This is a genomic window from Streptomyces sp. NPDC042364, assembly GCF_056437585.1.
The window spans coordinates 159,502-182,498 of sequence record NZ_JBWKAJ010000006.1; the positions used below are offsets into that span (position 1 = coordinate 159,502).

Below are 22,997 nucleotides of genomic sequence, written 5' to 3' on the forward strand. Positions count from 1 at the left end.
GCGGCACGCCGGTCGCACACCCGTTTGAAAGGGCCGGCCTGGCAGGCCCGCCTGAAGGGCCCGTGTGGCAGGCCCGTCTGAAGGGCCCGTGTGGCAGGCCCGTCTGAAGGGCCCGTGTAGAAGGACCCGCGTGGAAGAGCCCGCCTGAAAGAACCCGCCCCGCGGGTAGGACGTGTACGACAGTCGTACGGAGCGGTGAAGGGCGAGCGATGGACAGCGACAGCACGGGAGCCGTCGAGGGGCTCGATGTACGGCCCGCGTCGGGGCACATCGGCGCCGAGATCCACGGGGTGGACCTCTCCGGGCCCCTGGACGACCGCACGGTCGACGGCATCCGCTCGGCGCTGCTGCGCTGGAAGGTCGTGTTCTTCCGGGGGCAGCGGCTGGACCACGCCGGGCAGATCGCGTTCGCGCGGCGCTTCGGGGAGCCGATCCGGCTCCGCTCGCGCGGCTCGGTGTCGCCCGCGGAGTACCCCGAGGTCGAGACGACCGCCGACCGCCAGGAGCTGGGCCGCAAGCACGGCATGGACCAGGCCGAATGGCTGGAGCGGCGCCGCCACTCGACGCTGCGCGGCTGGCACGGCGACCACACCGCCCGCGTCGACCCGCCCGCCCTCACCCTCCTCCGCGCCGAACAGGTGCCCCCGTACGGCGGTGACACCACCTGGGCCAATCTCGCCACCGCGTACGCCGGGCTCTCCGAACCCGTACGCCGGTTCGCCGACGGGTTGCGCGCCGAGCACCGCCTCGGCGTCGGCTATCTCGCCCGCTCCGGCCCCGACCCGTATCTGCGCCACCTCCAGGACCACCAGGTCGCCTCGGTCCACCCGGTCGTCCGCGTGCATCCCGAGACCGGCGAACGCGTCCTCTTCGTCAACCCTTACTACGTGGAGAACATCGTCGACGTGACCCGGGCGGAGAGCCGGCTCCTCCTGGAGATGTTCGTGGAGCAGATCACGCGCCCCGAGTACACCGTCCGCTTCCGCTGGGAGCCGGGCTCCGTGGCGCTCTGGGACAACCGGGCCACCGTCCACCTGGCCCCCAACGACACCGCGCACCTGGGCTTTCCGCGCATCATGCACCGGGTGATGGTGGCCGGGGAGCCCCCCGTCGGCGCGGACGGCACCCCGTCGAAGTCGCTCGTGGGCGCGCCGCTGCACGACCCGCGCGACGAGTAGTCGTCCCCCGCCCGATTCCGGGTAACCGGCACCCCATGGGCGAGCTGCTGATCGGTACCTGTTCCTGGACGGACCGCGCGTTACTGGCCGGCGGCTGGTATCCGCGCGGCCGGCGCGACGCCGAGTCCCGACTGCGGTACTACGCCGAGCGGTTCCCGGTCGTCGAGGTCGACTCCGGCTACTACGCGCTGCCCAGCCGCCGCAACGCCGTCCTCTGGGCCGAGCGGACGCCGCCCGGATTCCGGTTCGACGTCAAGGCGTTCTCGCTCCTGACCGGCCATCCGACCCGTCCGACGGCGCTCCCCGAGGACCTGCGCGGCCGGACGTCCCATCTGCCCGGTCTGCTCGACCGGATCTGGGAGCGCTTCACCCACGCCGTGGAGCCGCTGCGGACGGCGGACCGGCTGGGCGCCGTGCTGTTCCAGTTCCCGCCGTGGCTGGCGCCGGGGCCACGGGCGGAGAAGACGCTGACGGAGTGCGCGGAACGCACGGCGGGCTGGCCGGTCTCGGTCGAGTTCCGGCACCCGGCGTGGTGGCGCCCCGGCCAGGCGGACGAGACCGCGGCCCTGCTGTCCCGCCTCGGCCTGGTCGCCGTCGGCGTCGACATGGCCCAGGGGCTCGGCACCTCGCTGCCGCCCCTGGCGCCGGTCACCTCGCCCGAGCTGGCCGTCGTACGGTTCCACGGCCGGAGCCCCGCGTGGGGCACCGGCAGCAAGGAGGACCGTTTCCGCCACGACTACTCGGAGGCCGAACTCACCGAGTGGCTCCCGCGGTTGCGCACGGCCGCCGACCGGGTCGAAGAACTGCACGTGCTGTTCAACAACTGCTGCGCCGACGCGGCCGTACGGGCGGCGGAGACGATGCGCCGCCTGCTGGCCGTGTGACAGCCTCAAGGGTGTCCCGTAATTCCCGGGACAACCCTCAGCCGACCCGGACCTTCTTCTCCACCGTCACCTGGTCGATGTCCGTCGTACGGACCGTCAACTTCATCGTCCATGTGCCCGGTAGGGGTATCTGGAGGGTGTCGGTGGCCCAGTAGCCGCCCCGGTTGGTCAGCCTGGCGTCGATCGGGCCGACCTTCTGCGCCTCCAGGGTGAAGGTGAGGCGCAGTTCGGGGACCGTCGCGATGCCGTCGTCGGGGCCGAACACCACGGCCTGCACGGAGTTCTTGCCGACCTTGCCCGGGCCGAGGTCGATCTGGACCTTGCCGTGCCCGTTCGGGGTGCCCACGTCGAACGGTACGACGGTCGAGGAGGCCGTGATCTCCCCCGGCGCCGCTGCCGCGCCTCCGGCCCCCTGCGCGCTCTCCGCCGCCGCCCGGCCGGGCAGGGTGCCCGTCAGCACGGTCGTGATCACCAGCACCACCACCGCCACGGTGAACTCGGCGAGCACACTGCGGCGCAGGGCGAGACGATGCCGGTCGGAAGGGGTGCCGCGGGTGGCGGGGGTGCCTGGGGTGGAGTCGTCGGGGGAGACGGCAGGGGGCGCGCCGTCGGGGGAACCGGTGGCTGCGGGTGCGGCGTCCTCGGGGTCCGTGGTGCCGGGGGCGGCGGGTCCGTGATCGGCGGAGTCGTCGCCGGAGACCGGGGATACGGCGGTGCCGGTGCCAGAACCGGTGTCAGAGCCGGTGCCGGTGCCAGAACCGGTGTCAGAGCCGGTGCCGGAACCAGAACCGGTGTCAGAGCCGGTGCCGGAACCAGAACCGGCATCGGGGCCGGGGTCGGAACCAGAGCCGGGGTCGACGCCGGAGACCGCGGGCGTCTCGGCCGCTGCCCCGCCGTCCACCCGGGCCACCGCCCCCACCGGCTGCGGCACACGAGCCTCCGCCACGGCCGACGCCCTACCCACCGTCTCCGTGCTCTCGGCGCTCTCGGCGCTCTCGGCGCTCTCGGCGCTCTCGGCGCTCACCGCGTCCTCGGCCGCCATCGCCCCGAACCGGCCCGTCCACCGCCGGGAGAACCCGGCCGCGGCCAGCAGCAGTGCGACCGCCACCAGCTTGGCGATCAGGACCTCGCCGTACGCCGTCGTGGTGAAGGCGGACCAGGAGCCGAGTCCGCGCCAGGACTGGTAGACGCCGGTGACGGCCAGGACGACCACCGATGCGAAGGCCAGGCGGGAGAACCGAGTGACCACGGCGGCCGACAGCGCCTCCGGGGCCCGGTACAGCACGGTCAGCAGGGCCGTCAGGCCGCCCAGCCACACGGCCATGGCGAGCAGGTGGAGCACGGAGGAGGTCATCGCCACCGGCACCTGGATACCGGCGGAGGCGTGCTCGGCGGCGGCCCAGGTCCCGGCGAGCCCGACCGAGAGCAGGGCCCCCGCACCGGCCGCACCCCGCCCCCAGCGCTCCTGAGGGCGGACCCGCAGGAGGAGGACGAGGGTCACGGCGAGCAGCGCGAGCCTCGCCAGCAGTGCGAGGCCCGGCCTGGTCCCGACCGTGCCGCCGAGGACGGACGGGTCGAGCGCGGCCCCGATGCCGCTGCCCCGCTCGTACGGCCCCCGCAGCAGCAACAGGACCACCGAGGCCAGCGACAGGGCCAGCCAGCCGGACAGGAGCAGCTTGCGGAGCGTGTCGTCGGCCCGTCCGAGGACGGCGGTCACGAAGACGGTGACACCGATGAGCAGGGCCAGGGCGCCGTAGGCGAAGTAGCGGGTGATGTCGTAGAAGGAGGCTGTGAGGGGGTCCTCGGCGAGGTCGGCGGGAAGGCTCGCGGAGGTGGCGGAGGGTTCGCCGACCGAGAAGATCAGGGCGCCGGAGATGGGGTGGCTGTCGGCGGAGATCACCCGCCAGGCGACGGTGTACGTGCCGTCGGCCAGTCCGGCGGGCAGGGTGACGCGGGCCGTGTCGGACCGGTCCCCGGACCGCCCCGGCTTGCCCGTGTCGACCGCGCGGTTCTCCGGGTCGATGACGCGGATGGAGTCCTGGAGGAGGCTCACCGGTTCCGTGAAGGTGAGGGTGACGTCCTCGGGGGCGGAGTCGAGGACGCTGCCGTCGGCGGGATCGGTGCCCTTGAGCGCGGCGTGCGCGGACGCGGTCCCCGCCCCGCCGAGGAGGAACAGGACCAGCACGGTGCCCAGCAGCACCAGACGCCGAACACCCGGGCGGCCCCTCCCGCCCGCTCCGCCCTGTCGACTCTCGTCCCTGTCACTGCGTCGGCCCACGTCGCGCTCCGGATCCACTGTCGCCGGCTCTCGGATTCCTCCGCGTAGGTACGGGCGCCGAGAAGCGTGTGTTCACCACTCACCCCGGGCGCCCGCCCTCACGCCCTCCCCAGCTCGGCGATCAGTGCCGCCTGCCCGGGGTACAGCCGCGCCAACTCCCCGGCGTCGCCGTGCTCGTAGCCCTCGTAGGTGAACCCCGGCGCCATCGTGCAGCCGAACAGCGTCCACGCCCCGCCGACCGCCACCCGCGCACCCATCCAGCTCCCCGCGGGCACGACGTACTGCACGTGCTGCCCGCCGAGCACGTCCGGTCCGAGGACGACGACGTCCGAGGAGCCGTCGGGACGCAGGAGCAGCAGCTGGAGGGGATCGCCGAGGTGGAAGTGCCAGATCTCGTCGGTCGGCAGCCGGTGCAGCGCCGAGCAGTCCCCCGGCTCGGCGGTGAGCAGGGCGACGATCGCCGTCCCCTCCGGCCGCCCGTCGGCCCGCTCGGGCCCCGCCCACGTCTGGCGGAAGCGCCCGCCCTCCCGGGGGATGGGCTCCAACGCGTAGTGCGCGATCAGGTCTTCAGGAGTCACCCGCCCACGCTACGTCCGCGGCCTGCCGCCCGAACACCTTCTCCCGGCGCAGGAACGCCAGCTGCGCCCGCTTCTCCGGCAGATACACGTCGGGCAGATCGATCTCCGGCAGCACGACCACCGGCCCGCGTTCGAACCCCTGGCGCAGGAACCGCGCGATCGCCTTCTCGTTCCGCACGTCCGGGTCGACGACCACCCGCCGCCGGTCCAGCCCGACCAGCACATACGACGTGAAGGCCGCCAGCACCGAGGCCGACCACCCCGGCCGGGCCCCGCCCCGCCCGGCGGGCGCCAGCAGCACGTGCACGCCGATGTCGCCGGGCTCGACCTCGTAGCACTCGCCGACCCGGTCGGCCTCCGGCTCGTACGTCTGGAGCAGTCCGACGGGCTCGCCGTCGCGCAGGGCGAGGAAGGCGTGGTGGGTGTCGAGGGTGCCGAGATGGGCGTAGATCTCCCTGACCTGCTCCTCGGTGAGTCCGTTCATGCCCCAGAACTCGGCCCGGGGCTCGCTCACCCAGCCGTGGACGACGCCGGCGTCGGCCTCCGGGTCCAGCGGCAGGACACGCACGGCCCCGAAGCCCTCGATCACCTGCTCGTGGACGGCCGCGCGGCCGCCGTACCCGTCAACGCTCATCGTCGCTCTCCTCGTTCCCTTCGCTGCCCCGGCTGTACGGGCTGCCGGCTGTACCGGCTGCCGGCTCTGCTCCTTGCCGGCTGCACGCGCTGTACTCGCTGTCCTCGGTGAGCCGGTCCCAGTCGGTCACGACCGGTACGAGCTGCCCCCGCAGCCAGAGGGGAAGCTGGTCGCGGTGGTGGGCGGAGCCGGGCACGCCGGACGCCCCGAACGGCACCACCCAGAGGCTGTCCTCGCGCCGGGCCAGATCCCAGACGTAACGGGCGGCGGGGCCGCGCGCGCTGAGGTCGGTGATGCCGGGGACGGCGGAGGTGCACAGCACGCAGTCGTGGTCACCGCCGAGCCCCGGCTCCACGTACGCGGCGGACGGGTCGGCGGGTTCGAGCGCCCGCCACGGCGCGAGCCGGTGGCTGTCGCCCCAGGGCCCGAACGTGTCGGCGGCCACCTCCTCCACCGCCTCCCGCACCAGGCCCGCGCGGTCGATCCCGTACAACTCCTCGGCCCGCAGCAGATGTTCGAGCGCAAAGCCGATCCGGACGGTGAGCGAGAGCCACGGCCGGAAGATCTCCGGATACGCCTGCGGCTGGGCCAGCGCCGCGAAGGCGGGCTGGGCGGCGAGCCGCCGTACGAGCGCGCCGCGCACCGCCGCGTACGCCGCGGCCTCGACGCTGTCGGCCCCCATCCGCCGGTCCCAGCCGAGCAGCCGGGCCCGCAGGCCGGCGGCGGCCGGGGTCAGGCCGTCGCGGGCGTCCGGACCGTCGGGGCCGTCCGGACCGTCAGTGCTGTGCGGACCGTCCGGGCCGTCGGTGCCGTCCGGGAGAGCGGCCAAGTACTCCAGCAGGGGCGCGGCGGAGGCGAGATGGGTGTCCATGTGGATCGCCGGCATGTCCGGCGCCGACCAGACCGGCTTCCCGGCCAGCAGCTCCCGGATGCGGTCGGCCCGGTGCGGGGGCGCGAACTCCACACCGAGCGGGGTCGCCGGGCCCCGCTGGTTCGCCATGACGGCGACGCCGTCCTCGAAAGAGCCGTACGGCGTCTCGTGCCAGCCCTCCCAGCCGTGTCCCGGCTCCCACGCGGGAACGATTCCCCGGCGGTTTTCCTCGCTGCGGACCGGCACCCGCCCGGCCACCCGGTGCAGCACCCCGCCCTTGGTGTCCGCGGCCTGCACCACGTTCACCGGCTCGGCCCACAGGTCAAGTGCCCGGTCCACGTCGGCGACCTCGCGCGCCCGGAGAAGGGGCAGCAGCGCGCTCATCCCGAGGTCCTCGGTGACGCGGGGCGGGCAGCGGAGGCTGACGGGGCCCACGGGGTCACTACCGGTGCCGCCGTCGGGCCCCTCCTCGCAGCCGCCGATGACAACCGGCCCCCGGGCGGTCTCGATGACCTCCACCTCCACGGGTTCCCCGCCGGCGACCTCTACGGCCTCGACGTGCCGGTGCGCGGGCCGCCACCGCCCGTCCGGGTCGAGCGCCTCCACGTCCCCGGCCCCGGTGCGGCGCAGCCGCTCCCGGTAGAGATCCTGGTAGTCGGCCATGGCGTTGGTGATCGCCCAGGCCACGTGCCCGGTGTGGCCGAAGTGGGCGATGCCCGGCAGGCCCGGGACGGCGAGCCCCACGACGTCGAAGTCGGGGCAGGAGAGGCGGATCTGCTGGTAGACCCCGGGTTCCTCGATGAACCGGTGCGGGTCACCGGCGATGACGGCCCGCCCCGTGGCCGTACGGGACCCGTCGACCAGCCAGCCGTTGCTGCCGGCGGTGGCGGGCCCGTCGGTGGCGAAGAGCCCCACCGCGTCGGCGCCCAGGTGCCGGACGACCTCCTCGCGCCAGAGCTTCGCGGGGAACCCGGCGAACAGGATGTGCGTGGCCAGCCAGACGCCGAGCGGGTGCCATGCCTCCCAGCGCCCGGGGACGAGCCCGGCCCGCCCGAACTCGGGTGTGCGGCGGGCCCCTTCGGCGAGCCCTTCGTTGACCCCGTCGACATACGCGCGGACCCAGTCGGCGGTCTCGGGGTCCCGTCTCTCCAGCCGGGCGAAGCAGCGTCTCGCGGTGTCGTCGAGCCTGGCCCGTCTCGCGAACACGTCCCAGCCGAGCGCGTCCGCACCGAGGAAGGACGCCGAGGTGCCCTGGGACCGGTGGCGTTCGACCTCCAGCTGCCACGCCCGGTCGTGCGCGGTGACCCGGCCCTGCGCGCGGGCGAGCGCACGGGCGTCCGCCGCGCGGAGGTGGGGGATGCCCCAGGCGTCCCGGTAAGTCTCGGTGCTCATGTCTGTCCCTGTGATGCAACTGTGGTTTAGGTTAGCCTCACCTAATCAAGATGGGGGAAGCGTACGTGAAGGGTGCGGGCGTCATGGGGCAGGGTCACGGCTGGGAGGGCGCGGTCCTCAAACTGCTGCGGGCGAAGGACTTCGTCCTCACGGTCACCGGCGCCGAACAGGTCACCGACGACTACCGGCGGATCCACCTCGCCGACGGCGGCATGCTCGCCGCGACCGGCGTCCACCCCACCATGTGGGTACGCCTCTGGTTCGCGCCCACCGGGGGGACGGGGGCCGCCGCCCGCCCTCACCAGCGCGCGTACACGCTCGTCGACCCCGACCCGGCCGCAGGCACCTTCAGCCTGGAGTTCGCCCTCCACGAGGGCCGGGCCAGCGACTGGGCGCGCTCGGCCGCACCGGGCGACACGATCGAGGCCACCGTCCACGGCACGGGCTTCACCGACCCCGATCCGACCCCGTCCCACGTCCTCGCCATCGGCGACCCGGCGTCGCTCCCGGCCATCAACTCCCTGCTGGGCGCGCTGCCCTCGACCCCGACGACGATCTGGTTCGAGACGCCGGCCGGGACCGGGCCCGACGACATGGGCGGCCTCCCGCTCCGCCGTGACCCCGCCCACCACGACCTCCGCCCGGTCCCCCGCCGGGACGCCGGCGCGCACCTCGTCACCCGGGTGCGGTCGGACGCCCCCGCCCTGCTGAGGGACACCCCGGACCCGTACGTCTGGATCGCCTGCGACACCGCCACGACCCGCTCCCTCACCACGTACTTCCGCAAGGAACTGGGCCTGCCCAAGCAGCGGATACAGGCGCTGGGGTACTGGCGACCGTAGAAGGGCCGGCGGGGATGGCGCACCGGCACAGCCGGGCCGCCGGAAGGCGTGCCGCCAGGGGCGATGCCCGCGGCACGGCCGGGCCGCCTCGGCGGCGCTCAGGGGACGGGGACGTGCCGGGCTGCGGCGGGTCGGGGTCCGCGCCATCATCGGGGCATGAACGTCACCCTTCACCTCGCCCAGGATCCCGAGGCGGACGAACTCCTCGGACGCAGTCCGCTCGCCGCGCTGGTCGGCATGCTGCTGGACCAGCAGGTGCCGATGGAGTGGGCGTTCAAAGGGCCCTCGACCATCGCCGGGCGGCTCGGCGCGGACGACCTCGACGCCCACGAGATCGCCACGATGCCCCCGGAGCAGTTCGCGGGGGTCCTCTCCACCAAGCCGGCGGTCCACCGCTACCCCGGCTCCATGGCCAAGCGGATCCAGCAGCTGTGCCAGTACCTCGTGGAGCACTACGACGGTGACGCGAGCGGGGTATGGAGGGACGCCGGAACGGGCGGGGAACTCCTGGCCCGCCTGGAGGCCCTGCCCGGCTTCGGCCGCCAGAAGGCACAGATCTTCCTCGCGCTCCTGGGCAAGCAGCTGGGCGTCCGGCCGGAAGGATGGCGGGAGGCGGCGGGGGCCTACGGCGAGCCGGACACGTTCCGTTCCGTGGCCGACATCAAGGGACCCGAGTCCCTGGCGAAGGTCCGGGCGCACAAGCAGGAGATGAAGGCGGCCGCCAAGGCGAAGAAGGAGACGGGTGCCGGGTAGCGCCGTCGATACGCCGTAGGGCTCGGGCGGGTGGGATCGTGCGGCCGGTGCGCGTCGTCCGCCGTCGCAGGCGCGGTACCCCGCGCCCCTGAAGGACACGCAAAGCACTTCGCCCTTCCGGCCCGGTACGCCGAGTGGGCGGTTCTCCGGTCCGCTCGATGCGGCGGGGGCGCTCCGCGGGCAGACAGTCTCCGTGAGCACGACCCCGCACGCCCCCGTCGCCGTACGGACGTGGCTGCGTGTGCTCGTCCTGGCCTTCGCCCTGGTCCTCCCGGCCGCCCATGGCACCGCTCACGCGAGTTCCGCGCTGCCCGTGTCGAGCGAGACGGTCCTCGTCGAGTACGACCTCGTGGAGACCGCCCCCCGGCCGCCGTCCCGGCCCGGCCGGCGTCCCGCCACCGCGGCCCGTCCCGGGGCCCCGGCGGTGTGCGCCCCGCTTCCCGCCAGGACAGAACTCCCCCTGCTCGCGGCGGCCCCGTCCGGGCACCCGCCCCTTCCCCACGTGCTGCGCTCCGTGGTCCTGCGCTGCTGACCGAGCCCTCCCCGCAGCTCACCCACTCGGAGAAACCGGCAGCAAACCGGCAAGAACCCAGCACAGGACAGGACCCACAGCCATGCCCAGCGACCCGTACACGGTCCTGCGCGCCCTCCTCCGCGCGGAGGCCGTGCGCAGTGCGCCCAAGGCACGCCCCGAGAACCCCCCGGAACGCGGCCGTGACCCCGAGGGCGGGGAACGGCACCGCCCGAAGGCCCTCGAAAGCGACTGAACCCACCCCCGCCCGAGTGCCCTGGAGCCATGGGTTCCAGGGCACTCGGCTCACCGAGGACAAAGGGTTCGCACACCACCCGACCGCAGGGAATGCGCTGTTTGACCGATTCACGGAACCTTTTCCCGGGTCGCACTCCGTCGCCATGGCTGCGCCCGGAACGTCTTGACCGGTAGGCTTTCCGTGTGATCTTCAAGCGCATCGGAAACGGCCGGCCGTACCCCGACCACGGCCGGGAAAGCACCCGGCAGTGGGCGGACGTCGCGCCGCGCCCGGTCCGCCTCGATCAGCTCGTCACGACCAAGGGGCAGCTGGACCTGGAGACCCTCCTCGCCGAGGACTCCACGTTCTACGGCGACCTCTTCGCGCACGTGGTGAAGTGGCAGGGGGACCTTTACCTGGAGGACGGCCTCCACCGCGCGGTACGCGCGGCCCTCCAGCAGCGCCAGGTCCTGCACGCCCGCGTCCTCGAACTGGACTGACCACCACCGCCCCGGACCCACCGGCCCCGGGCCACCGCGTTCCCGATCGCGCCCCAGGGCGCCCGATCGCGTTCCCGGTCGCGGCCGCCTTCCCGTCCGCCGCAGCGGACCGCGCCGGAGCGAGTGTGCTCCAGCCGCGGTACTCCCAGCCGTCCGACCCGGCGCCCATGCCGCCGCCGGCGCGCCAGTTGACCCTTTCGGGTTGGACTGCCGCACAGTCAATGATCATCTAGTAGGCATTGCCGCCCAACGGCACTACGCTGCGCCCATGAGCATGCTGACTCCTCCCGGCATGGGCGGCCAGTACCGGATCACGGGGGACAAGTACCCGCGGCTGCGCCGACCGAAGAGGCGCCGCAGGCTCGTGCTCGCGGTCGTCGCGTCCGCGACCGCGCTGGGCCTGGCCGGCTGGGGAACACTGCAGCTCATCGATGTCTTCACCGGCGAGGACCAGGCCGCCGCGGCCGGCCCCAAGGCGGACTGCTCGGCCCGGGTGAGCCCTTCACCGGCAGCGGGCGAGGCCGCCGGCCAGACCTCCGGCAAACCGGAGTCGTACCCGGCACCCGGCAAGATCACCGTCAACGTCCTCAACGCGACGCCCCGCTCGGGCCTCGCCAAGGACACCGCCGAGGAACTGAAGAAGCGCGGCTTCCGCATCGGGAACGTGGGCAACGCGACCGAGGAGTACGACAAGAAGGTCAAGGGAGCAGCCGTGCTCCTCGGCGCGAAGGCGGCCGAGGAAACGGCGCTTGCGGTCCTGAACACCCAGCTCACCGGGGCCCGGCTGAAGACCGACGGACGCGGGAAGGCCACCGAGGTCGACCTCGTCATCGGCACCGGCTTCAAGGCCCTCAGCAAGCGGAAGGACGCCGACGCGGCCCTGGCCGATCTGACCAGGCCCGAGCCGGCGCCCCAGCCGGCGAAGACGAAGACCTGCTGAGCCCCGGCCGGGGCCCGGGCGGTCCCTACTCGGCCGCCCCGTACAGCCGGTCGCCCGCGTCCCCGAGGCCCGGCACGATGTAGCCGTGCTCGTTCAGGCGCTGGTCGACCGCGGCGGTCACCACGGTCACCGGGGTGCCCGCGAGTTCCCGCTCCATGACCTCCACGCCCTCGGGCGCGGCGAGGAGCACCACGGCGGTCACGTCGTGGGCACCCCGGGCGATCAGCTCGCGGATGGCGGCGACCAGGGTGCCGCCGGTGGCGAGCATCGGGTCGAGGACGTACACCTGACGCCCGGAGAGGTCCTCGGGCATGCGCGTGGCGTACGTGGAGGCCTCCAGCGTCTCCTCGTTGCGGATCATGCCCAGGAACCCCACCTCGGCGGTCGGCAGCAGCCGGACCATGCCGTCGAGCATGCCGAGGCCGGCGCGCAGGATCGGCACCACCAGGGGGCGCGGGTGGGAGAGCTTGACGCCCGTGGTCGGGGCGACCGGCGTCTCGATGTCGACCTGCTCGGTGCGCACGTCACGGGTGGCCTCGTAGGCGAGCAGGGTGACCAGCTCGTCGGCGAGACGGCGGAAGGTAGGGGAGTCGGTGCGCTGGTCGCGCAGCGTGGTGAGTTTGTGGGCGACCAGGGGGTGGTCGACGACGTGGAGACGCATGACCACAACAGTAACGGGGGCAACAGCACCGGGCTCCCCGTCCCCGGCCGGTGAACAGTCCACCCGCCGCACAGCAACCCCGACCCGCGCGGTTCACCCGTTTGATGGCATCAAACCAGCCGCCGGAGGGAAAGTGGGAGGGACATGGCGGGGGTGGTGAGCCGATGCCGGACGGTGGTGAGCCCATGGCGGGAGTGGACGACGAGTCCCTGCGTCCGCGAAGGACGGGCGGGACCCGGTCACGGGGGACGAACCCGGAAGGACCACGAGCGACGGACGGAGATCCGCCGCGCCCGGTGGCCGACGAACGACGGCGGCGGGCGGACCTGCGGGCGCCGGCGGAGGCCGACGCGGACGCCGACGCCGACGCCGACGAGCAGGGTGACGCGGCGCGGAGGCGGCGCCGCGCCCAGTTCCTGCGCGAGCTGACGGAGGCGCGGGAACTGCGCGACCGGGTGCAGCCGCGCCGGGCCAAGGCGGCTCGGCTCAGGCACGCGATGCGTATGCGCACCTTCCGCTGGTAGCACCACGGTCCGGCATCCGGCCGGACGGCCCCCTTGCACCCCCTCCCGGGGGGCTCACGGGGCATGCGCGGGGCACTCACGGGGTGGCCGTGCGGATGCGGCGGGGAAGTCCGCGTACGATCCGCAGGTGGCGGCAACAGGTGCGCAGGTGAACGCCTTGCCCGGCCGGCGATCAAAACTGCCGGACACAGGGAGCCGAAGACGTCCCCTGGGCGCTCAGTTTCTGCCACGATTCCGAGTGGGTGGGGCTCGGAGCACAGCCTCCCCGCCCATCGACCTCCGCCGGGGGGACCCCCAACCGGCACACCTATGACCAGTGGGAGAGTCACGGTGTACTTCGCCGCACTGCTCGCGCGCACCGAAGACGGGTGGGAAGCGAGCGACACAGAGCTCGACGATGTGGAAACCCTGTCGGATCTGGCCGACCTGGCCCGTGAAGCCTCGCCCGACGACGACACGGTGCTGGTGCTCATCGAACAGGAGGACGCCTGGTTCGGCGTCGTCCGCATCGATGGCGAGGACGACCCTCGTATCTATGTCTCGGACGCCGCCGCCGCTGCCCGCAGCAGCTACGGCGAGATCCTGCTCACCGCCGAACTGCTCGGAAGGGAGCCCGGAGACGACGGTCCCGACCTGGACTCCCTCGACCTCGACGGTACGGAGGACGGTGAGCCCGACGGCGATGACGACGACACGGCCGCCGAGTCCGTGCCGCACAGCCCGGTCGGCGACACCGAGATCCTCGACGACCTGGGCGTGAGCGAGAAGGAGCTGCGCGCCCTCGACGCCGACGACGCGCTCAACTCGATCGCCGAGGCCCTGGGCGCCTCCGAGGTCCTGGAGACGGTCCGCTAGAGGCCGTGTTCCGAAAGCCCCGTCGCCCGCCCGTCGCCCGCCCGTCGCCCGCCCGTCGTCCGCCCGAAGGGCGGGCGCCGCGGCGCCCGGCGCGTGCGATCGCGAGGCACCGGAGCGCCCTCATGGCGGAGCCGTTCGGGCGTTTCGGCAACGCGGCATGGGGTCCCCCGCGCAAGCGAAGGGGTGCCCCGCGGCCGCCGGGCGGCTCCCGGGCCGACCGGTCCGTTAGGTTCCCCGGGTGACCGAAGCAACCGACGCAGCGGCACCGGGCTCCGATCCGGTACGCGACCGCTGGCGGGCCGCGATGCGGCTCGCCCTGGACGAGGCCGGGCTGGCCGCCGAGGGCGGAGACGTCCCGGTCGGTGCCGTCGTACTGGCGCCGGACGGTACGACCGTACTGGCCACCGGACACAACGAACGCGAGGCGACCGGCGATCCGACCGCCCACGCCGAGGTGCTGGCCGTACGCCGGGCCGCCGTGGCACTCGGCGAGTGGCGGCTGACCGGCTGCACGCTGGTCGTCACCCTCGAACCCTGCACGATGTGCGCGGGCGCCGTCGTGCAGTCCCGGGTCGACCGGGTCGTCTACGGCGCCCGCGACGAGAAGGCCGGCGCGGCCGGCTCCCTCTGGGACGTCGTACGCGACCGCCGCCTCAACCACCGCCCCGAGGTCATCGAGGGCGTCCTCGCCGACGACTGCGCCCGGCTCCTCACGGACTTCTTCCGCCTCCGCTGACCCGCCCCCGGCGGGGCACCCGGGGCTCCCCGAATACCGATTTCAAAGCACGCCCCACCTTGCTGTAAGGTCTCCCTCGGTAGCGTGTCCGAGCGGCCGAAGGAGCTCGCCTCGAAAGCGAGTGTGGCGCAAGTCACCGAGGGTTCAAATCCCTCCGCTACCGCTGAAGAAGGGCCCCGCCGTCAGGTGGGGCCCTTCCTGCGTTCCGGGGAACTCCCGCGAACGCATGATCGGGTTACACTCGCCGCCGGTGGTCAGGGACACATGAGGCGGGGGAGGCCGCTGTGGCGGTGCAGGCAAAGAAGGTCGTGCTGTTCGTACTCGTGGTCTTCGTGGCGTACGTGATCATCACCGACCCTGAGAACGCCGCCGGCTACGTCCAGATAGGGTTCGAGGGCATCTCGGCCGCCGCCCAGGCCATCGGCGACTTCTTCACGTGGATCGCCAACGGGGCCGAATAGGGCCCAGAGCCGCACCCACGCCTCGTACGACCCTCCCGGAGCCCTCATGATCCGCCACCTGGTCCTGTTCAAGCTCAACGAGGGCGTCGAGCGCGACGACCCTCGTGTCGTAGCGGGCGAGAAGGCCTTCAGGGCGCTCGACGGCAAGATCGCGGAGCTGCGCCACTGGGAGCTGGGCTGGAACATCAGCGACCGGCCCATCGCATACGACTTCGCGATCAACTCGGCGTTCGACGACGCGGACTCCCTGCGCCGGTACGTCGAGCACCCGGACCACCAGGCCGGCGTCGCCCTGTGGCGGGAGTTCGCCACATGGGTGATCGCCGACTACGAGTACTGACCTCCCCGTCGCGGCCGGGCGCCGGACACCGGCCGTCGGTATCGGCCGTCGGTATCGGCCGTCGGTATCGGCCGTCGGTATCGGCACCCGCCCCCGCACCGGCACCGGCCGCTCGTTCTCGCTCGCACGTCTGTACGGCCCGCCCCGCGCCCGCTCGAACGGTGCGGGGCTTCGCCGTGCCGCGTTCCCCCGATTGACGTCACGGTCTCACCTCTCCCTCAACACGGCGATATGCGGTGCTTGATCACAGTGCACATGTCTTGTGATGCTATGACCGCTTTTGACGGTTGAGTTGATGAGTTGATCGACGAAGAGGTGGCGTTGACTGTGTCGGCCAGTACTGCGCCACCCCAGGAAGAGGCCCAGGCTCCCGTTCAGGAGAAACGTCGCGGCGCCGACACCCGCGCCCTCACCCAGGTGCTCTTCGGCCAGCTCAAGCACCTGGAACCCGGCACCCCGGAGCACAACCGCGTACGCGGAGCGCTCATCGAGGCGAACCTCCCGCTCGTGCGGTACGCGGCCTCCCGATTCCGCTCCCGCAACGAGCCCATGGAGGACGTCGTCCAGGTCGGCACCATCGGCCTGATCAACGCCATCGACCGCTTCGACCCCGACCGGGGCGTGCAGTTCCCGACCTTCGCGATGCCGACCGTCGTCGGCGAGATCAAGCGCTACTTCCGCGACAACGTCCGCACGGTCCACGTCCCCCGTCGGCTGCACGAGCTCTGGGTCCAGGTGAACGGCGCCACCGAGGACCTCACGACCGCGTTCGGCCGCACCCCCACGACCGCCGAGATCGCCGAGCGACTCCGGATCACCGAGGAGGAGGTCCTGACCTGCATCGAGGCCGGCCGCTCATACCACGCGACCTCACTGGAGGCCGCCCAGGAGGGCGACGGGATGCCCGGCCTCCTCGACCGGCTCGGCTACGAGGACCCCGAACTCGACGGCGTCGAACACCGCGATCTCGTACGGCACCTCCTCGTACAGCTCCCCGAACGCGAACAGCGCATCCTGCTGCTCCGCTACTACAGCAACCTGACGCAGTCACAGATCAGCGCGGAACTGGGCGTCTCCCAGATGCACGTCTCCCGGCTGCTGGCCCGGAGCTTCGCGAGGCTGCGCTCAGCGAACCGCATCGAGTCATAGGCCGCGCCGCGCCATGGGCCGCGCCGAGTCACAGACCGGGCCGAGTGGCGGGGCGCTGCGGCTCCCGGGCCGCGTCGCGGCCGGTTTCCGGGCCGCCCACGCCGGGGGGCGAACCATGTGACCTTCGGTAACCATCGACTCCACTTTCACCCCCGAGGGACTGTGGGGCACGCGGGGCGCACGAAGGCAGGCGGGGCGCACAGATCGGGCCACGAGCACACGTGCCCAGGCCATCTGGCCTAACCGAATGCGCTGTCGAGGCATCACCGTCGAGAGCGAATCACTCATCACATCTCTTACCGACAGTTATTCTCCGATATGCCATCAGACCGCCCTCTACTAGGGCCAATTACCCCGCTCCATGTCGACATGTCACTACATCGCGTTGCCGACGTGTGACATTCTTCCCCCAGCGCGTTTGCCGTGGCCTCGCCGCCGGTATTCAGGTGGAGGCTGCGTTCCCTACGACGGAGCGTCCGCCGCGACCGTCCGCGACCCAAAGGGGGTGGCATGTCCGCAGACCAGGGCAGCTCGAAGGTGCTCACGCTCGCCAAGAGCGAGACCGCGCCCGACGCTATCCAGGCCCCTCAGGACCTTCAGGACCTCAAGGACCTTCCCGGCACCGAGGCTCCGCCGGCGCCTGAGTTCCCGGCCTTGCCGGCCTCGGCGAACATCGACACCCGCACCCTGTCCCGCTCCCTGTTCCTGCGGCTCGCCGCCCTCGACGAGAACAGCCCCGAGCGCGCCTACGTCCGGGACACCCTCATCGAGCTCAACCTCCCCCTGGTGCGCTACGCCGCCGCCCGCTTCCGGTCGCGCAACGAGCCCATGGAGGACATCGTCCAGGTCGGAACCATCGGCCTGATCAAGGCGATCGACCGCTTCGACTGCGAACGGGGCGTGGAGTTCCCGACGTTCGCGATGCCGACGGTCGTGGGAGAGATCAAGCGGTTCTTCCGCGACACCTCGTGGTCGGTCCGGGTCCCGCGCCGCCTCCAGGAGCTGCGCCTGGCCCTCACCAAGGCCAGCGACGAGCTGTCCCAGAAGCTCGACCGCTCCCCGACGGTCACCGAACTCGCCGCCGTGCTGGGCGTGTCGGAGGAGGACGTCGTCGACGGCCTCGCGGTCGGCAACGCGTACACGGCGTCGTCACTCGACTCACCCGCCCCCGAGGACGACGGCGGCGAGGGCTCGCTGGCGGACCGCCTCGGCTACGAGGACAGTGCGCTCGAAGGCGTCGAGTACCGCGAGTCGCTCAAGCCGCTGCTCGCCAAACTCCCGCCCCGTGAGCGCCGGATCATCATGCTCCGCTTCTTCGCGAACATGACCCAGTCGCAGATCGGCGAAGAGGTCGGCATCTCCCAGATGCACGTCTCCCGCCTTCTCACCCGCACCCTGGCCCAGCTGCGCGAGGGCCTCATCTCCGACTGAGTCCCCGTCAAGGCGTAGGGACCACCGCCCAGTCGTGGAGACGACCGCCGGGACGCCTGTTCGTTCAGGACGTGCCGGCGGTCGTCGTGCGTGCGTATGCGAGAGAGGCGCGTGGAGCCGAGCGGGCGCGTGAAGCCGAGCGGGCGCGTGAAGCCGAGCGGGCGCGTGCGGGTGGTGTTCGGTTGCTCGCGCAGTACCCGCGCCCTTACAAGCCGGGTGGCGCCCCGCGCCCTCAGCCCAGCGCCAGCCACACCACCGCGGCGACCACCGCCACCGCGGCGACGATCCCGACGATCAGACCGACGCGGGGGCCGGAGGACGCCACCTCCGCACGGCCACCCCGCGGGGTCTCGTCAACGAACGCGCGGAACATCTGAGTGTTCCCCGCGGGGTCGTAGTTGCCCTGGGGGCCCTGGTTGTCAGCCATGGCCCGAGACCTTAGCGAATCCGCGAGGAGCCACCCAAGCGGGGTGGGGGAGAGCGGCCCCGGCCGCACCGCTCTCCTTTGCCAAGACTTGGGCCGCACACACCCCGATTCGTTTGCCTGCAGCAACCATCCAGTTCTATGGTTGCCCTAAGCAACAAACACGGGAGGGGCTCCCATGGCCGAGCGAGCGCAGTACGAGGAGCTGACCCGCCAGCTCAGCGCCATCGGGGTCGTGAAGCGGGAGATCGCACGGATGCTGCCGTACGACTGCCCCGGCGGATCGGCGGGAGTCCTCACGCTGCTCGACCGGAACGGCGAGATGCGGATGAGCAGGCTCGCCGAGCTGCTCTCGGTGGACATGTCGGTGACCAGCCGCCATGTCGCGCACGTCGCCGAGCGGGGCTGGATCGAACGCCTTCCCGACCCGGCGGACAGACGCTCGCGCATCCTGCGCCTGACCCCCGAGGGGCGGGCCCTGGTCGCCGAACTCCACCGGCGTACGAGCCGGGTGATGGCCCATCGGCTGAGCGACTGGTCCGACGAAGAGGTCGGGGAGCTGGTCCGGCTGCTCGGCCGGCTGCGCCGCAGCTTCGACGCGGCCGCCGGCACCTGTCCCCCCGCCACCTGAAAGACACCCGCCGCAACCCGTACACCCGCGAAGACCACGTAAGAGAAGGAAGCCCATGGCAACGACCACACCAGCCGGTGTGCGGGCCCACGCCAAGCACGGCCACGGCCCCGCCAAGGGGGCCTCGCACGGCGACGGCGCTCCGATGACGCACCGGCAGATCATGGAAGCGCTGACCGGACTGCTGCTCGGCATGTTCGTGGCGATCCTGTCGTCGACGATCGTCTCGAACGCCCTGCCCGACATCATCAAGGACCTGGGCGGCGGACAGAGCGCGTACACCTGGGTCGTGACCGCGTCGCTGCTGGCGATGACCGCGTCCACCCCGCTGTGGGGCAAGCTCGCCGACCTGTTCTCCAAGAAGCTGCTGATCCAGCTGGCGCTCGTCATCTTCGTGCTCGGGTCGGCCGCGGCCGGTCTCTCGCAGAACGCCGGGATGCTCATCGGGTTCCGCGCGGTCCAGGGCATCGGCATGGGCGGCCTGTCGTCGCTGGCGCAGATCATCCTCGCCGCGATGATCTCCCCTCGGGAGCGCGGCCGGTACAACGGCTACCTCGGCGCCACCTTCGCGACCGCCATGGTCGGCGGCCCGCTGGTCGGCGGTGTCATCACCGACACCGACTGGCTCGGCTGGCGCTGGTGCTTCTACGTCGGCGTGCCCTTCGCGGTGATCGCCCTCATCGTGCTCCAGCGGACCCTGCACCTGCCCGTCGTCCGGCGCAGGGTCAAGGTCGACTGGGCGGGCGCGTTCCTGATCACCGCCGCGGTCTGCCTGCTGCTGGTCTGGGTGACCTTCGCCGGCGACAAGTACGACTGGGTGTCCTGGCAGACGTACGCGATGGTCGGCGGCACGCTGGCGCTGCTCGCGCTCTTCGTCGTCGTCGAGGCGAAGGCGAGCGAGCCGATCATCCCGCTGCGGCTGTTCGGCAACCGGACGATCGCCCTGGCCTCGCTGGCCTCGCTCTTCGTCGGTGTCGCGATGTTCGCCGGCACCATCTTCTTCAGCCAGTACTTCCAGCTGGCCCGTGACAAGTCGCCGACCATGTCCGGTGTCCTGACCATCCCGATGATCGCCGGTCTGTTCGTCTCGTCGACCGTCTCCGGCCAGGTCATCACCCGCACCGGCCGCTGGAAGGCGTGGCTGCTCGCCGGCGGTGTGCTGGTGACCGCGGGTCTCGGTCTGCTGGGCACGCTCCGGTACGACACCCCGTACTGGCACGTGGCGGTCTTCATGGCGCTGCTCGGCCTCGGCGTCGGCATGATGATGCAGAACCTGGTGCTGTGCACGCAGAACCAGGTGGCCCCGGCCGATCTGGGCGCCGCCAGCTCCGTCGTCACCTTCTTCCGCTCCCTCGGCGGCGCGATCGGCGTCTCGGCGCTGGGCGCGGTGCTGAGCCACCGGATCACGCACTACGCGGAGGAGGGCCTCGCCAAGCTCGGGGTGTCCGGCTCCTCCATGGGCCACGGCGAGATCCCCGACCTGGACGCGCTGCCCGCGCCGGTCCGCACGGTCATCGAGAGCTCCTACGGCCACGGCATCGGCGACGTCTTCCTCTACGCCGCCCCCTTCGCCGTCCTGGCGCTCCTCTTCTCCGTCTTCATCAAGGAGGTGCCGCTGCGGACCCACGGGGCGCTCGCCCAGGCGGCGGCCGAGCTGGAGACGGAGGGTACGGCGTCGACGCCGAAGCCCGCCCTGGCTGCGGCCAAGGCTGCGGCGCCTTCCGCCACGGCGCCCTCCGCCACGGCGCAGTCGGCTCCCGTGACGGCCGCCTCGGCTCCGGCTGCCGCCCCGGCGTCGGGGGTCGGCGGGGTGCCCGTACGGGGACATGTGCGCGGGGCCGAGGAGGCGCCCGTACCGGGGGCCGCGGTCACGCTGATCTCGCTCGGGGGCCGGCAGCTCGGCCGTTCGGTCGCGGGTGCCGACGGGGTCTACGCGGTGGACGCGCCCGGCGCCGGGTCGTATGTGCTGATCGCCGCCGCCGACGGGTTCCGGCCGCAGGCGTCCACGATCGTCGTCGACGGCGAGCCGGTCTCGTACGACGTCCTGCTGAGCGGCACGAGCGGCCTGAACGGGGTCGTGCGATCCGCCGGCGCCGCGCTCCCTGTCGGGGACGCGATGGTCGTGGTGGCCGATGTGCGCGGGGAGGTGCTGGCCACCGGAACCACCGGTGAGCAGGGCGAGTTCGACTTCGGAGACCTGGTGCCGGGTCCGGTGACGGTCGCGGTGAACGCCACCGGGTTCCGCCCGCGCGCCCTGCCCGTGGAGATCGGCGGCACCGGCGTCACCCGCGTCGAGATCGACCTGGAGGCCGGGGCCCGGCTCCGGGGGGTCGTACGGGCGCCGGGCGGACCGCTGGCCGACGCCCGCGTGACGCTCGTCGACGCGGCGGGCAATGTCGTCGCCACCGCCACCACCGGCTCGGACGGCGCGTACGCCTTCGCCGACCTGGACGGCGGCGACTACACGGTCATCGCCACCGGGTACCCGCCCGTGGCCACGGCCCTGACCGTCTCCGGCACGGGAGTCGACGGCCACGACATCGAACTCGCCCACCCCGGCGAGTAGTTCACCCCGGTCGGTGGGGCGGCCTCCGCCCCGCCGACCGGTCGTATCCGAGGAGTGACGCGCACATGGGACTGACCGCGAGGATCCGTACGAGGGACGGCTGGGCCGTGTCGCACGCGGTCGTCACGGTGACCGACACCGCCGGTACGCAGATACTGCGGGCCGAGGCCGACACGGAAGGGGTGGTGCGGGAGCCCACGGCGCTCGCGCCCGGCGCGTACACGGTGATCGTCACGGCCGTCGGCTACGGGCCGATGGCGTCGAGCGCCCTGGTCACCGCGAGCGGTCGGGCGGAGGTCGGCACGGTCACGCTGGCCCGGCTCGGCGGCACCGAACTCCCGCCGCCCGGCCCCTGGACCATCGACCCCGCCCACTCGTCCGTCGCCGCGGTCGCCCGGCACCTGGGCATCTCCAGCGTCCGGGGGCGGTTCACCGACTTCGCCGGGTCGATCGAGATCGCCCCGGCCCCGGACGAGGGCACCAAGTCCCGGGTGGCGGCGGTGATCCGGGCGGCCTCCGTCGACACGGGCAACGGCATGCGGGACGGCCATCTGCGGTCCCCGGACTTCCTGGACGTCGAACGCCACCCGGAGATCACCTATGTGTCGACGGGCCTCACCCCCGTCGCCCCCGACCGCTGGACGGTCCACGGCGAGCTGACCCTGCACGGCGTTGTCCGCCCGGTCGACCTCGATCTCGCGTACCTGGGCACGGGCCCCGACCCCTGGGGCGGCATCCGCGCCGCGTTCCGGGCCACGACGGAACTGCGCCGCGAGGACTTCGCGATGAACTACAACCAGGTCCTCCAGGCGGGCGTCACGGCCATCGGCACGACACTGAGGGTGGAACTGGACATCCAGGCGGTCCAGGGGGAGGGGCTGCCCAAGGTCGGGTGACGGGGGCAAGTGACGAGGGGCGGGTGACCCTCAGCGGGGCGAAGCCCCTGCGCGGCGCGGGCGACTGCGCGACCGGCCGCGACACACCCGCATGCGCACGACCGGCCGCGACACACCCGCATGCGCACCCACCCCGCACCCACCCCCGCGCCCGCCGACGGCCCGGGCGTCCCGCTCCCTCAGACGCCCGGCCCTACCCTGTCCGCATGGCACGGAACATCGCGACCAACACCAAGGTCTCCCTCGAAGAGCTCCTCGACTTCGTACGCCCCCGGCACCGGGCGCTCCTGCTGACCCGACGGGCCGACGGCGGCCCGCAGGCCTCGCCGCTGACCTGCGGTGTCGACGACTCGGGCCGCATCGTGATCTCCACCTACCCCGAGCGCGCCAAGACCCGCAACGCCCGGCGGGACGAGCGGGTCAGCGTCGTCGTCCTGAGCGACGACTGGGACGGCCCCTGGGTCCAGGTCGACGGAACCGCCGAGGTCATCGACTCCCCGGAGTCGGTGGAGCCGCTGGTGGAGTACTTCCGCAACATCGCCGGCGAGCACCCGGACTGGGACGAGTACCGCGAGGCGATGGTCAAGCAGGGCAAGTCGATCATCCGGATCACTCCGGAGCGCTGGGGCCCGGTCGCCACGGGCGGCTTCCCGGCCCGGCTGGTGCAGGAGGACTGAGGAGCGGGGCGCCGGAGACCGGGGCGCCGGGGAAGGGGGCGCCGGAG

25 protein-coding genes and 1 tRNA gene are annotated in these 22,997 nt (G+C 72.5%); 20 read left to right on the top strand and 6 right to left on the bottom strand.

Annotated elements, in window-relative coordinates:
- Nucleotides 1–209 precede the first annotated feature (209 nt).
- Both AC067N_RS14900 and AC067N_RS14905 read left to right on the top strand, forming a co-directional pair.
- Entirely contained in the window at nucleotides 210–1,178 is a 969-nt protein-coding gene (locus AC067N_RS14900; protein ID WP_478679288.1) for a TauD/TfdA dioxygenase family protein, read from the top strand.
- 35 nt (nucleotides 1,179–1,213) lie between these two features.
- Nucleotides 1,214–2,062: a DUF72 domain-containing protein gene (locus AC067N_RS14905; protein WP_478679289.1), complete on the top strand. Its 849-nt coding sequence runs from the start codon at nucleotides 1,214–1,216 to the stop codon at nucleotides 2,060–2,062.
- 37 nt (nucleotides 2,063–2,099) lie between these two features.
- On the opposite strand, the gene AC067N_RS14910 is transcribed toward AC067N_RS14905, so the two are convergent.
- From AC067N_RS14910 to AC067N_RS14925, 4 genes are all read right to left on the bottom strand, one after another.
- Complete coding sequence (locus AC067N_RS14910; protein WP_478679290.1) at nucleotides 2,100–4,262, bottom strand: copper resistance CopC/CopD family protein; 2,163 nt, start codon at nucleotides 4,260–4,262, stop codon at nucleotides 2,100–2,102.
- 176 nt (nucleotides 4,263–4,438) lie between these two features.
- Nucleotides 4,439–4,918 carry a cupin domain-containing protein gene (locus AC067N_RS14915; protein ID WP_478679291.1) on the bottom strand — a complete coding sequence of 160 codons (480 nt, stop codon included), beginning with the start codon at nucleotides 4,916–4,918 and terminating at the stop codon, nucleotides 4,439–4,441.
- Nucleotides 4,908–5,552: a GNAT family N-acetyltransferase gene (locus AC067N_RS14920; RefSeq protein ID WP_478679292.1), complete on the bottom strand. Its 645-nt coding sequence runs from the start codon at nucleotides 5,550–5,552 to the stop codon at nucleotides 4,908–4,910. The genes AC067N_RS14915 and AC067N_RS14920 overlap by 11 nt, the downstream gene beginning before the upstream one ends.
- Nucleotides 5,542–7,815, bottom strand: a complete 2,274-nt coding sequence (locus AC067N_RS14925; RefSeq protein WP_478679293.1) for a penicillin acylase family protein — start codon at nucleotides 7,813–7,815, stop codon at nucleotides 5,542–5,544. Before AC067N_RS14925 ends, AC067N_RS14920 begins: the two co-directional genes overlap by 11 nt.
- An 83-nt stretch (nucleotides 7,816–7,898) precedes the next feature.
- Between AC067N_RS14925 and AC067N_RS14930 the strand changes: the two genes are divergently transcribed.
- From AC067N_RS14930 to AC067N_RS14955, 6 genes are all read left to right on the top strand, one after another.
- Nucleotides 7,899–8,657 carry a siderophore-interacting protein gene (locus AC067N_RS14930; protein ID WP_478679515.1) on the top strand — a complete coding sequence of 253 codons (759 nt, stop codon included), beginning with the start codon at nucleotides 7,899–7,901 and terminating at the stop codon, nucleotides 8,655–8,657.
- A gap of 156 nt (nucleotides 8,658–8,813) precedes the next feature.
- On the top strand, nucleotides 8,814–9,410 hold the full coding sequence (locus AC067N_RS14935) for an HhH-GPD-type base excision DNA repair protein (protein WP_478679294.1): 597 nt from the start codon (nucleotides 8,814–8,816) through the stop codon (nucleotides 9,408–9,410).
- 193 nt (nucleotides 9,411–9,603) lie between these two features.
- The gene (locus AC067N_RS14940; protein ID WP_478679295.1) at nucleotides 9,604–9,942 is read left to right on the top strand and encodes a hypothetical protein; all 339 of its coding nucleotides are present in this window, start codon (nucleotides 9,604–9,606) and stop codon (nucleotides 9,940–9,942) included.
- 82 nt (nucleotides 9,943–10,024) lie between these two features.
- A complete protein-coding gene (locus AC067N_RS14945; protein WP_478679296.1) occupies nucleotides 10,025–10,177 on the top strand; it encodes a hypothetical protein in 153 nt (50 codons plus the stop codon).
- Nucleotides 10,178–10,362: 185 nt separating this feature from the next.
- Nucleotides 10,363–10,659 carry a type II toxin-antitoxin system VapB family antitoxin gene (locus tag AC067N_RS14950; protein ID WP_003999914.1) on the top strand — a complete coding sequence of 99 codons (297 nt, stop codon included), beginning with the start codon at nucleotides 10,363–10,365 and terminating at the stop codon, nucleotides 10,657–10,659.
- Between the two features lie 292 nt (nucleotides 10,660–10,951).
- Complete coding sequence (locus AC067N_RS14955; RefSeq protein ID WP_478679516.1) at nucleotides 10,952–11,599, top strand: LytR C-terminal domain-containing protein; 648 nt, start codon at nucleotides 10,952–10,954, stop codon at nucleotides 11,597–11,599.
- A gap of 25 nt (nucleotides 11,600–11,624) precedes the next feature.
- On the opposite strand, the gene upp is transcribed toward AC067N_RS14955, so the two are convergent.
- Nucleotides 11,625–12,260 (bottom strand): uracil phosphoribosyltransferase, encoded by a 636-nt coding sequence (gene upp, locus AC067N_RS14960; protein WP_478679297.1) that lies wholly within the window; start codon nucleotides 12,258–12,260, stop codon nucleotides 11,625–11,627.
- Between the two features lie 326 nt (nucleotides 12,261–12,586).
- On the opposite strand from upp, the gene AC067N_RS14965 reads away from it, so the two are divergent.
- The 8 genes from AC067N_RS14965 to AC067N_RS15000 all read left to right on the top strand — a co-directional run bounded on the left by AC067N_RS14965 (nucleotide 12,587) and on the right by AC067N_RS15000 (nucleotide 17,756).
- A complete protein-coding gene (locus AC067N_RS14965) occupies nucleotides 12,587–12,784 on the top strand; it encodes a hypothetical protein (RefSeq protein ID WP_478679517.1) in 198 nt (65 codons plus the stop codon).
- A gap of 330 nt (nucleotides 12,785–13,114) precedes the next feature.
- The gene (locus AC067N_RS14970) at nucleotides 13,115–13,639 is read left to right on the top strand and encodes a tRNA adenosine deaminase-associated protein (protein ID WP_478679518.1); all 525 of its coding nucleotides are present in this window, start codon (nucleotides 13,115–13,117) and stop codon (nucleotides 13,637–13,639) included.
- Nucleotides 13,640–13,943: 304 nt separating this feature from the next.
- Entirely contained in the window at nucleotides 13,944–14,375 is a 432-nt protein-coding gene (tadA, locus tag AC067N_RS14975) for a tRNA adenosine(34) deaminase TadA (protein WP_478679519.1), read from the top strand.
- A gap of 78 nt (nucleotides 14,376–14,453) precedes the next feature.
- Nucleotides 14,454–14,538: transfer RNA gene (locus tag AC067N_RS14980), tRNA-Ser, on the top strand.
- A gap of 121 nt (nucleotides 14,539–14,659) precedes the next feature.
- Nucleotides 14,660–14,836, top strand: a complete 177-nt coding sequence (locus tag AC067N_RS14985) for a hypothetical protein (RefSeq protein ID WP_478679298.1) — start codon at nucleotides 14,660–14,662, stop codon at nucleotides 14,834–14,836.
- Between the two features lie 46 nt (nucleotides 14,837–14,882).
- Nucleotides 14,883–15,176, top strand: a complete 294-nt coding sequence (locus AC067N_RS14990; RefSeq protein WP_478679299.1) for a Dabb family protein — start codon at nucleotides 14,883–14,885, stop codon at nucleotides 15,174–15,176.
- A gap of 315 nt (nucleotides 15,177–15,491) precedes the next feature.
- The gene (locus AC067N_RS14995; protein WP_478679520.1) at nucleotides 15,492–16,325 is read left to right on the top strand and encodes an RNA polymerase sigma factor SigF; all 834 of its coding nucleotides are present in this window, start codon (nucleotides 15,492–15,494) and stop codon (nucleotides 16,323–16,325) included.
- A 510-nt stretch (nucleotides 16,326–16,835) separates the two neighbouring features.
- The gene (locus AC067N_RS15000; RefSeq protein WP_478679300.1) at nucleotides 16,836–17,756 is read left to right on the top strand and encodes an RNA polymerase sigma factor SigF; all 921 of its coding nucleotides are present in this window, start codon (nucleotides 16,836–16,838) and stop codon (nucleotides 17,754–17,756) included.
- 232 nt (nucleotides 17,757–17,988) lie between these two features.
- Here AC067N_RS15000 and AC067N_RS15005 read toward each other — a convergent pair whose 3' ends face one another.
- Complete coding sequence (locus AC067N_RS15005) at nucleotides 17,989–18,183, bottom strand: hypothetical protein (RefSeq protein WP_359690994.1); 195 nt, start codon at nucleotides 18,181–18,183, stop codon at nucleotides 17,989–17,991.
- 175 nt (nucleotides 18,184–18,358) lie between these two features.
- Between AC067N_RS15005 and AC067N_RS15010 the strand changes: the two genes are divergently transcribed.
- The 4 genes from AC067N_RS15010 (at nucleotide 18,359) to AC067N_RS15025 (ending at nucleotide 22,950) form a co-directional block, all read left to right on the top strand.
- A complete protein-coding gene (locus tag AC067N_RS15010) occupies nucleotides 18,359–18,811 on the top strand; it encodes a MarR family winged helix-turn-helix transcriptional regulator (RefSeq protein ID WP_478679301.1) in 453 nt (150 codons plus the stop codon).
- 145 nt (nucleotides 18,812–18,956) lie between these two features.
- Nucleotides 18,957–21,377, top strand: a complete 2,421-nt coding sequence (locus AC067N_RS15015; protein ID WP_478679521.1) for an MFS transporter — start codon at nucleotides 18,957–18,959, stop codon at nucleotides 21,375–21,377.
- A 65-nt stretch (nucleotides 21,378–21,442) separates the two neighbouring features.
- On the top strand, nucleotides 21,443–22,273 hold the full coding sequence (locus tag AC067N_RS15020; protein ID WP_478679302.1) for a YceI family protein: 831 nt from the start codon (nucleotides 21,443–21,445) through the stop codon (nucleotides 22,271–22,273).
- A 206-nt stretch (nucleotides 22,274–22,479) separates the two neighbouring features.
- On the top strand, nucleotides 22,480–22,950 hold the full coding sequence (locus AC067N_RS15025) for a PPOX class F420-dependent oxidoreductase (RefSeq protein ID WP_478679303.1): 471 nt from the start codon (nucleotides 22,480–22,482) through the stop codon (nucleotides 22,948–22,950).
- The last annotated feature ends 47 nt before the right edge of the window (nucleotides 22,951–22,997 follow it).